6 protein-coding genes and 2 pseudogenes are annotated in these 9,822 nt (G+C 60.6%); 5 read left to right on the top strand and 3 right to left on the bottom strand.

The genetic code is table 11. The features are described from left to right. Nucleotides 1–216: 216 nt before the first annotated feature. Nucleotides 217–459 (bottom strand): WGR domain-containing protein, encoded by a 243-nt coding sequence (locus HV823_RS19725; protein ID WP_176951454.1) that lies wholly within the window; start codon nt 457–459, stop codon nt 217–219. A gap of 213 nt (nt 460–672) precedes the next feature. Here HV823_RS19725 and HV823_RS19720 point away from each other — a divergent pair, with 213 nt between their 5' ends. Beyond that, nucleotides 673–1,872 (top strand): ATP-binding protein, encoded by a 1,200-nt coding sequence (locus tag HV823_RS19720; RefSeq protein WP_176951453.1) that lies wholly within the window; start codon nt 673–675, stop codon nt 1,870–1,872. A gap of 137 nt (nt 1,873–2,009) precedes the next feature. On the opposite strand, the pseudogene HV823_RS19715 reads toward HV823_RS19720, so the two are convergent. Further along, nucleotides 2,010–2,414, bottom strand: a pseudogene (locus HV823_RS19715) (carbohydrate ABC transporter permease); the annotation flags it as partial. A gap of 16 nt (nt 2,415–2,430) precedes the next feature. Between HV823_RS19715 and HV823_RS19710 the strand changes: the two are divergent. Then, nucleotides 2,431–2,732: pseudogene (locus HV823_RS19710) on the top strand (helix-turn-helix domain-containing protein); the annotation flags it as partial. A 457-nt stretch (nt 2,733–3,189) separates the two neighbouring features. Here the strand turns inward: HV823_RS19710 and HV823_RS19705 are convergent. Beyond that, on the bottom strand, nt 3,190–4,095 hold the full coding sequence (locus tag HV823_RS19705; protein ID WP_176951452.1) for a LysR family transcriptional regulator: 906 nt from the start codon (nt 4,093–4,095) through the stop codon (nt 3,190–3,192). Between the two features lie 161 nt (nt 4,096–4,256). Here HV823_RS19705 and HV823_RS19700 point away from each other — a divergent pair, with 161 nt between their 5' ends. The 3 genes from HV823_RS19700 to HV823_RS19690 all read left to right on the top strand — a co-directional run bounded on the left by HV823_RS19700 (nt 4,257) and on the right by HV823_RS19690 (nt 9,616). After that, entirely contained in the window at nt 4,257–5,075 is an 819-nt protein-coding gene (locus HV823_RS19700; protein WP_176951462.1) for an alpha/beta hydrolase fold domain-containing protein, read from the top strand. Between the two features lie 36 nt (nt 5,076–5,111). Continuing rightward, nucleotides 5,112–6,305, top strand: a complete 1,194-nt coding sequence (locus HV823_RS19695) for an efflux RND transporter periplasmic adaptor subunit (protein WP_176951451.1) — start codon at nt 5,112–5,114, stop codon at nt 6,303–6,305. Between the two features lie 125 nt (nt 6,306–6,430). Next, nucleotides 6,431–9,616: an efflux RND transporter permease subunit gene (locus HV823_RS19690; protein WP_176951450.1), complete on the top strand. Its 3,186-nt coding sequence runs from the start codon at nt 6,431–6,433 to the stop codon at nt 9,614–9,616. Nucleotides 9,617–9,822 lie beyond the last annotated feature (206 nt).

The raw sequence follows: 9,822 nt of genomic DNA, 5'->3' as shown, positions 1-9,822 counted from the left end.
CTGTTCAGCGCTCGCGCTACATGACACTTGAGACGATCGCCACAATGAGTGATGATCAGCTCATCAACTTGCCTGCTGCAAGTTGACCCGTTCCCGGCCCTGTCCGGAAAGCTCGAGGATCGCCCGAACTACACCACTCCCTGGGACATCATCCGTTTGCACAGGAATCGTTCTACGGGAGCTGAACGCTACCTTTGTCGTGGAGCTGTGTTGGCGTCACAGCTGTCTGTAGCCACGCCGAGCCTTGGCGCTTGACCAGCGCTCGAATTGCTTTATCGCCTCCACAAGAGATGGCGTACGGCTCGCAAGTTGACGCCCATGCGTACCGATCCGACCCCACCGGCGCACGATCAGAGTCTCACCGAAAAGATCCTGCTGAACCTCGACAACGTAGAACCGTGCCAGATTGCCGGTTGTATCGACACGTTCCAGATAGATGTCTCTTACGCTGCTTGTCATCCGCCGAGTATCGATTCATGCGTCGGACACGTCCAATGAGTTCCATGAATCGGATAGCTGCCATCGATTCACGACTTTGATGGGTCACTCCGAACGAGAACTGGTGCTTTGACGACGGCTTCCAACGCTCCCCGTGTTGGCGAACGGTCCCGCGTGGGAAGAACGGACTCAACAATTGACCGAAAATCAAAAATATGATTTACGATTTACGGCATGATGATTTCGCGACCTCGTATCGAATCTGCCCTTGAGCGCGCCTTGGCACGCGCGCCCGTCGTCGCGCTGATTGGCGCACGACAGGTTGGCAAGACCACGCTTGCCCGAAAGCTTGCGGATCGAGCGAAAGGCACACTCTATCTGGATCTGGAACGGATAGCTGATCGCCGCAAGCTGGAGGATGCAGAAGCATTCCTTCAAGCGCAGGCTGGGCATTTGACGGTGCTGGACGAGGTACAGCGGCTGCCTGAGTTGTTCGCCGAATTACGAGGGATCGTTGACGATCGGCGCGCCGGAGGCGAGCGATCCATGCAATTTCTGTTGCTGGGCTCAGCATCTTTGGACCTGATCCAGCAGGTGTCGGAAACGCTGGCAGGGCGAATTATCTATCTCGAGATGCCACCGATCGGTGCGGAAGAGGCTGTAGCGGCTTCTATTGATATCGACCAGCTGTGGCTGCGCGGCGGCTTTCCCGATAGCCTGACCGCGGTAACGGACGAGGAAAGTTACCTCTGGCGGCAGGCTTTTGTCCGAAGCTACCTTGAGCGCGATGTCCCCATGTTTGCTCCGCGCATGCCGGCCGCAACGATCGGTCGTCTTTGGACGATGTTGGCCAACGGACAAGGAAACACACTTAACAGCGCGCGGTTCGCCCAGGGCCTGGGTGTGTCGGCCCCCATGATTGGCCGGTATATTGATCTTCTTGTTGATCTCATGCTGGTTCGGCGCCTCCAGCCATGGAGCGGCAATCTCGGCAAGCGCCTCGTGAAGTCCCCCAAGATTTACGTCCGTGACAGCGGCCTCGTCCATGCCCTCCTGGAAATCGGCACGCTCAATCAATTGTTGGGACACCCCGTTGTCGGGCCAAGCTGGGAGGGGTTTGTGATAGAGACGCTTATCGACGCGGCTGGGGCCGATGCGGTTCCTTTGTTCTACAGAACTGCCGACGGTGCAGAGATCGACTTGGTGTTTGAACGGGCTGGCAAGCCAATGGTGGCTATCGAGGTCAAGCGCGCCAGCGCTCCGCAAGCCGAGCGCGGGTTCTTTGTCGCCTGTGACGATCTTGAAATAGAAAACAGAATTGTTGTTGGAGCAGGTGCAGGCGATTATCCGGCGAAGGGCGGGGCCAAGGTGCGCAATCTGCTGTCGGCGGTCAAAGAGGTCCGAGAAATTCTGAAATCACCATTTGCAGCGTAACCGCGATTATGGAACACATGAGGGATCGGGCTGCCGGCCATGATTGGCTCGTCCAGCATGGCGTAGGTGTGCTCCTCCGCTTTGGATGGAGAAGTGGCTAACGACCAATAGAAGCTTGAGCAGTAGGGTCGGCAGCTTCATTGGTTCAGCCTTTTCCAGGTAAAGGTGAAGGTGACGATGGTCAGCACCATCATGATGACCGCCATGGACGAGGCGCAGGAGATCTTGCCGGGCTCGATGAAGCCCTGCGAATAGGCGTACATGTCGAGCGTCTCAGTCGAGATGCCGGGGCCACCACGGGTCATGACATAAACCACGTCGAAGGAGCGCAGGCTTTCGATCGCCTTGACGAGAAAAGGACTGATCAGCGGTGTCTTCAGCATCGGCAGCGTCACAAAGCGTTGGATCTCGAAACGGGTCGCACGGTCGATCCGCGCGGTTTCCAGGGGCTGCGGCGGCAGAGATTCCAGGCGTTTCAGGATGATCGCCGCGAAGAACAGGCCCCATTGCCAGACGTGGGCAAAGGCGACGGCGAGCAATGCAGTCGAGCCCGCGCGCGCTCCGATGAGCGAAGTTGCGGACCGCGTCGGCCTCGAACCCTCGGCCTTCTCCCGCGCCTTCCGCAGGCTGACGGGTATGAACTTTTCGGATTACAGCCGGTCACTGCGAGTCTGGCGGGCTCGAACGCTGCTGTCCGAAAATGAGATGCCGATTACCGATATCTGCTTCGAGGCAGGCTTCAACAACCTTTCAATTTCAATCGCTATTTCCGGCTGGAAACTGGCCTCACTCCCCGAGCCTATCGCAAAGCGGCACGCATCAGAGCGAAATCGGTCATCGCGGGCTTTTCGCAAAAATAGGAGAATGCCCCCGAAAGACGGTCGCGGGCACCATTGCCGGCCCCACGCCATGAACTCTCGAAGTCCGGAACGTCTTGCTGCACTTCTACCTTGTCCGCAGCCGCTACATGCCGGAAGCTTAACATTGCGGGAATAGGGTTTATCGCAGTTCGGCGTGACAACTCCCGTTCGACCTCGAACTGACCGAGGGGGGAGAATTCCTTCATCCCGCACGCGGCGGTGATCCTTCGTCGAAGCGCCCGCTCGGGCCGCCGGCGATGCCAACGTTGGGGTCGGATGACCCCGTTAATGAACGTGGCCAGCTATGACAGGTATGTACGCTATGTGTTTGGAGCCGGCCCCGGGGCAAGCCATCGGGCGTGCGCTAGGTGACATAGTCGCGGCTACCTTCATTCAGTAGCCAGCGTATTGCCGGTCGTTTCAACCATTTCAGTATCCCTAAACCGTTTAGGCTGGCTCATTTGTCGATATCACGCATCAAACCAACCAGCCAGTTCACGAACACACGCACCTTGTTGCTGAGATGCCGGGTTTGGGGATAAACCACGTATAGCGGCAACGGTTCGTGCTGCCACAGAGGAAGGACGCGGATCAGGCGTCCGTCGGCAAGGGCTTCGCGGGCCATGAACAACGGCAATTGCGCTACGCCAAGCCCTGTCAGGGCGGCGGTGAGATAAGATCGGGCATCGTTGGCGGAAATCACATAGCGGGGAACGATGTCCCGGGTTTCGCCATCTCGCGAAAACTCCATGGGCAGGATGCGGCCGGCCTGCGCCTGCAGGTAGCCGACGGCAAAGTGGTGCCCTTCGGCCATCTCCTCCGGCGTGGTCGGCATGCCCATTTTTTCGAGATAGACGGGTGAGGCGCAGGTAATCATCGCGATCTCGGAAATCTTGCGGGCGATCAGCGACTGGTCGGTCGGCGTACCGGCGCGCAGGGCGCAATCGACGTTCTCGGCCATGTAGTCCACGAGACGGTCGCCGACGCCGAGATCGATGTGGATCTGGGGATGTCGCGAATGGAAGTCGCAGAGCGAGGGAATGACGATGAGGTCGGCGAAGGCGCCGGCCATCTCGACGCGCAGCCGGCCGGAAGGCTGGGCCTGCGAATTCGACAGGTTGCCGTCGAGCTCCTCGATTTCGGAGATGATCTGGCTGGCGCGCTCATAGTAGAGTGCGCCATCGGTCGTCACCATCACGCGGCGGGTTGTCCGGTTCAGCAGTGTCGTGCGCAGATGTGCCTCCAATCCCTGGATAAGATTGGTAACGGTGGTCTTGGGCATGTTCAGTGCTGTCGCCGCACGGGAGAAGTTGCCTGTTTCCACCACGCGCACAAAAACCCGCATGGCTGCAAGCTGGTCCATAATGCACCTCTTTTGTTGCGATGCGTTATTATTCGAAATTTCGAATAGTGATACCCAAATTTCAGCCCTTATCCAAGGCTAGTGGAATAATGATATCTAAACCAAGTGAAAGCGTGCACCCATCCGTTTCGGACAGTGTGTTGCATGCGAAAGGCCAGGCAATGGGCAGCGAATGGAAAGAGATGGAAGTGGATGGCGCCAACAAGCGTACCATGCCCTTCCGGATCTATGATGGCTCGAACGAGAGCAAGAAAGCGCCGGTCGTTCTTTATTTCGGCGGCGGTGCCTTTCTCGACAAGGGCCGGGATGAAGAAAGTCCGATCGCACGGGCTTTTGCGAGTTCCGGCGCTGTCGTCATCGAGGCGGACTATGCCGGGCCTTCGGAGAACGTCTTTCCGAAGGCTCTTGAATTCGCCTTTGCCGCGCTGCGTTGTCTGAGCGCAAAACGCAAGGCCTATGGCGGCCGCCGGTCGCTGCTGCTCGTTGCCGGCGAAGAGGCCGGTGGCAATGTGGCGGCAGGCGTGGCGCTTAAGGCACGCGATCAGATGCCGAATGAGATCGACGGGCAGATCCTGCTGTCGCCGCTCATCGACCCGCTGATGGCGACGGTTTCCTTCCGCGAGGCGCAGGAAACCGGCATGCGTGACCGCTGGACGGAGGGCTGGAGCCATTATCTCGGCTCCGGCGGGGGATATTGCCATCCCTATGCCGCGCCCAGCCATTGTTCGCGACTGTCAGGTGTGGCTCCCGCACTGATCCTGACATCGCAGGACGACCCGCTGCGCGACGAGGCCGCCGACTATGCGGCGCGTCTGATGGCGGCCGGGGTGAGAGTTCGCAACCGGGTGCTTCCAGCCTGCCAGGGCTGGACGCAGATATACGATGCGGAGGCGACGGCGGACTGTGTTCCGCCGGCCGAACTCCGTACCGAATTTGAGAATTTTGTAGAGGGACTGGAAAACAGGACTTTCTGTTTCTGAGAAAAAGGTCCGGCCTAGGACCGTAAGGAGATACCGATGTCGTCGAACAAGAGACGCTGGGCCCTGTGGGGCGCCGGCCTGGGCGTTGCTGCGTCCATTTCAGCCGTGGCATTCCATTTCGATTATATCCCGGGGGCCAATGTCACCCCCGCTGCCGCGGCAACCCCGACTGCCGAGGCTCCCGCCGTGCCTGTCACAGTGGCGGCCGTCGAACCGCGCGATGTTTCCACCTGGCAGGATTTTTCCGGCCGGCTCGAAGCCATCGACCGCGTCGAAATCCGTTCGCGCGTTGCCGGTGAAATCCAGTCGGTTCACTTCCGGGAAGGTGCACTGGTCAAAGCCAACGACCTATTGGTGAAGATCGATCCAGCGCCCTATGAAGCCGCCGTCGCGCAGGCCGAAAGTCTGCTCGCGTCGGCCCGTTCCCGGCTGGAGCTCGCCGATACCGAGCTTGTCCGTGGGGAAAAGCTGATCGCCAAGAACATCATCTCGGACAGCGATTTCACCCAGCGCCAGAGCACCCGCAACGAGGCCGTCGCCAATGTCAGGGCCGCCGAAGCGGCGCTTACCACGGCGAAGCTCAATCTCGGCTATACCGAAATCCGCGCGCCGATCGATGGCCGCGTCGGCAGGCTGGAGATCACCGAGGGCAACCTCGTCGCCGCCGGCTCCGGCACGACCCCGCTGACGACGCTGGTTTCCTCCGGCGAAATCTATGCGAGCTTTAATGCCAACGAGGAACTCATCGCCCGCACGCTGGCGCAGCTTCCTGAAAATTCCGGCGCGCTGCCGGCCATCGAGCAGGTGCCGGTTCAGATCGGGACGCTGAGCGATGAGGGCACGCCGCTGAAGGGCAAGTTGCAGCTGATCGACAACGAGGTCGATGCCGCAAGCGGCACCATTCGCGTCCGCGCCGTTTTCGAAAACCCCGGCAACCGCCTTATCCCCGGTCAGTTCGTGCGTATCCGCATGGGCGAACCGAAGGCGGAAAAGCGCCTGATGATCAGCGAACGTGCTCTGGGCACCGATCAGGACAAGAAGTTCGTCTTTGTCGTCGATGACAAGAACACGGTGAACTATCGCCAAGTTCAGCTCGGTGCCTCGGTCGATGGCCAGCGTATCGTCGAAAAGGGTCTGACGGCCGGCGACCGTATCGTCGTCAACGGACTGCAGCGTGTCCGCCCCGGTGTCGTGGTCGATCCGCAGACGGAAGTCGCGGCCGCCCAGTAATCGATATCGCCGGCGGGCTCCTCCGCCGGCCTCAGTTTCCTGTCGTATGAACCCGTGCTTTCGGCCTCCGGCCGCAGGCTCCGGACAACTCGTCCAGTTTTCAGCCCTTTGGAGAGGGTGCCGCCATGAATGTTTCACGATTTTTCGTCGACCGCCCGGTCTTTGCCGGTGTCCTGTCGCTGCTGATCGTCATCGCCGGCCTGATCGGCATGCGATCACTTCCGATTTCGGAATATCCCGAAGTCGTTCCGCCCTCCGTCGTCGTGCGGGCGCAGTATCCCGGCGCAAACCCGAAGGTCATCGCCGAGACGGTGGCAACGCCGCTCGAAGAATCGATCAACGGCGTCGAGGACATGCTTTATATGTCCAGCCAGGCGACGGCCGATGGCGTCATGACGTTGACCGTCACCTTCGCTCTCGGGACAGACCCGGACAAGGCGCAGCAGCTGGTGCAGAACCGCGTGAGCCAGGCTGAGCCGCGCCTGCCGGCGGAAGTGCGCACGCTGGGCGTCACGACGGTCAAGAGCTCGCCGGACCTGATGATGGTGATCCATCTGAGCTCGCCGGACGACCGATACGACATCACCTATCTGCGCAACTATGCCGTTCTCAACATCAAGGACCGGCTGGCGCGTATCGACGGTGTCGGCCAGGTGCAGATCTTCGGCTCCGGCGATTATTCGATGCGCATCTGGATCGACCCGCAGAAGGCTGCCGAGCGGGGGCTGGCAGCTAGCGACGTCGTCGCCGCCATCCGCCAGCAGAACGTCCAGGCCGCAGCCGGCGTGATCGGCGCTTCGCCGAGCGTCTCCGGCATCGACCTGCAGCTCTCCGTCAACGCGCAGGGTCGGCTTCAGTCGCCGGAAGAGTTTGGCCGCATCATCGTGAAGAGCGGTGAAAACGGCGCGATCACCCGCCTGCACGATGTCGCCCGCATCGAGCTTGGCGCTGCCGATTATTCGCTGCGTTCTCTGCTCGACAACAAGGCGGCGGTCGCCATCCCGGTCTTCCAGGCGCCGGGTTCCAACGCCATCGAGATTTCCGACCAGGTCCAGGCGACCATGGACGAGCTGCAGCTCGCCATGCCGGAAGGCGTTCGCTACGATATCGTCTATGACACGACCCAGTTCGTGCGCGCCTCGATCGAGAAGGTGGTCCACACGTTGCTGGAAGCCATCGCACTCGTCGTTCTCGTCGTCATCCTGTTCCTGCAGACATGGCGCGCCTCGATCATTCCGCTGCTCGCCGTTCCGGTCTCGATCATCGGGACTTTTGCGGTGATGTACGTGTTCGGCTTCTCGATCAATGCGCTCAGTCTCTTCGGATTGGTTCTAGCGATCGGTATCGTCGTCGATGACGCCATCGTCGTTGTGGAAAACGTCGAGCGCAATATCGAAAACGGGCTGTCTCCGCGCGAGGCGACCTATCAGGCCATGCGCGAAGTTTCCGGCCCGATCATCGCGATCGCGCTGGTGCTGGTGGCGGTCTTCGTGCCGCTCGCCTTCATCACCGGCCTTTCCGGCCAGTTCTACCGCCAGTTCGCGCTCACCATCGCCATCTCGACGGTGATCTCGGCGATCAACTCGCTCACTTTGTCGCCAGCGCTTTCGGCCCTGTTGCTTAAGGATCATCATGCGCCGAAGGACTGGCTGACACGCTTCATGGATCGCGCTTTCGGCTGGTTCTTCCGCGGCTTCAACCGGTTCTTCGGTGCAAGCTCCAACGCCTATGGCAAGGGCGTCGGCAGGATCCTGTCGCGAAAGAGCCTTGTCATGCTGGTCTATCTGGTTCTGGCCGGCGGCACTTACCAGCTGTTCCAGGCGGTTCCCGGCGGCTTCGTGCCGGCGCAGGACAAGCAGTATCTGATCGGTTTCGCCCAGCTTCCGGACGCCGCCACGCTCGACCGCACCGAGGATGTCATCCAGCGCATGAGCGAGATCACGCTGGCGCAGCCGGGCGTCGAGCACGCCATCGCCTTCCCCGGCCTGTCGATCAACGGCTTTACCAACGGCTCGAATGCCGGCATCGTCTTCGTCGGGCTTGCCCCGTTCGAAGAGCGCACGACGCCGGAACTTTCCGCCGGCGCCATCGCCATGCAGCTGAACCAGAAGTTCGGTGCCATTCAGGATGCCTTCATCGCCATGTTCCCGCCGCCGCCCGTGCAGGGTCTCGGCACGACCGGCGGCTTCAAGCTGCAGATCGAGGACAGGGCTGGGCTTGGCTATCAGGCGCTGGATGAAGCGACGAAGGGCTTCCTGGCACAAGCCTATCAGACACCGGAACTGGCCGGCCTGTTCTCGAGCTTCCAGATCAATGTGCCGCAACTCTATGCCGACCTCGACCGCGAGAAGGCCGAACAGCTCGGTGTCTCGGTGACCGATGTCTTCGATACGTTGCAGATCTATCTCGGTTCGCTCTACGTCAACGACTTCAACGCCTTTGGCCGCACCTACAGCGTGCGTGTCCAGGCGGATGCGAAGTTCCGCGCAAGGGCGGAGGATATCGGCGCGCTAAAGGTTCGTTCGCAGACGGGCGAAATGATCCCGCTCTCGACACTGCTCAAGGTTGAGGAGACGACGGGACCGGAACGCACTACGCGTTATAACGGCTTCCTTGCCGCCGACATCAATGGCGGTCCGGCGCCGGGCTTTTCGTCCGGCCAGGCGCAGGCGGCGATCGAGCGCATCGCGGCTGATACCTTGCCCAAGGGCATTGGCTTCGAGTGGACGGACCTGACCTATCAGCAGATCCTTGCGGGCTCGTCCGGCTTCCTGGTCTTCCCGTTGGCGCTGCTTCTGGTCTATCTCGTGCTGGCCGCCCAGTATGAGAGCCTGACCCTGCCGCTGGCGATCATCATGATCGTGCCGATGGGTGTCTTTGCGGCGCTGACCGGCGTGTGGCTTACGGGGGGAGACAACAACATCTTCACCCAGATCGGCCTCATCGTCCTTGTGGGTCTCTCGGCAAAGAACGCGATCCTGATCGTCGAATTCGCCCGCGAACTCGAATTCGACGGACGTTCGCCGGTTCAGGCAGCGATCGAGGCAAGCCGCCTGCGTCTTCGCCCGATCCTGATGACCTCGGCCGCCTTCATCATGGGCGTCGTGCCGCTCGTCACCTCGACCGGTGCCGGGGCAGAAATGCGTGCCGCCATGGGTATCGCCGTCTTTTCCGGCATGATCGGCGTCACCTTCTTCGGCATTTTCATGACGCCGGTGTTCTACGTGCTGGTCCGCAAGCTGACGGGCAATCGCCCATTGGTTCAGCATGGAGAGGCAACGGTCACGGCGCATGCTGCGCCGGCGGAATAGGTCGTCCGCCGTGTGGACAAGCGGCCCCGGCATGCGCCGGGGCCGTATTTCATTCAAGGGCTTTCGCTAGTGCTTTCGACGATCACTGCGATGGAAGTCGAAAACGTCATGGAGTTGGCGCGAGGAGAACTTAGAATGCCTGTTCTGGGCGTCGCAACCGCCCGCGTTCGGCATGCCGGAACTTACTTCGACTACTCGCTCGTCTA

It is taken from the genome of Mycoplana rhizolycopersici, from assembly GCF_013378445.1.
GTDB lineage: Bacteria > Pseudomonadota > Alphaproteobacteria > Rhizobiales > Rhizobiaceae > Mycoplana > Mycoplana rhizolycopersici.
This window is presented reverse-complemented; position numbering and strand designations above follow the sequence as displayed.

Coding starts and splice junctions, on each gene's coding strand:
- HV823_RS19695 (WP_176951451.1), top strand. CDS start 5,112: ATGTCGTCGAACAAGAGACGCTGGGCCCTGTGGGGCGCCGGCCTGGGC.
- HV823_RS19705 (WP_176951452.1), bottom strand. CDS start 4,095: ATGGACCAGCTTGCAGCCATGCGGGTTTTTGTGCGCGTGGTGGAAACA.
- HV823_RS19700 (WP_176951462.1), top strand. CDS start 4,257: ATGGGCAGCGAATGGAAAGAGATGGAAGTGGATGGCGCCAACAAGCGT.
- HV823_RS19725 (WP_176951454.1), bottom strand. CDS start 459: ATGACAAGCAGCGTAAGAGACATCTATCTGGAACGTGTCGATACAACC.
- HV823_RS19690 (WP_176951450.1), top strand. CDS start 6,431: ATGAATGTTTCACGATTTTTCGTCGACCGCCCGGTCTTTGCCGGTGTC.
- HV823_RS19720 (WP_176951453.1), top strand. CDS start 673: ATGATGATTTCGCGACCTCGTATCGAATCTGCCCTTGAGCGCGCCTTG.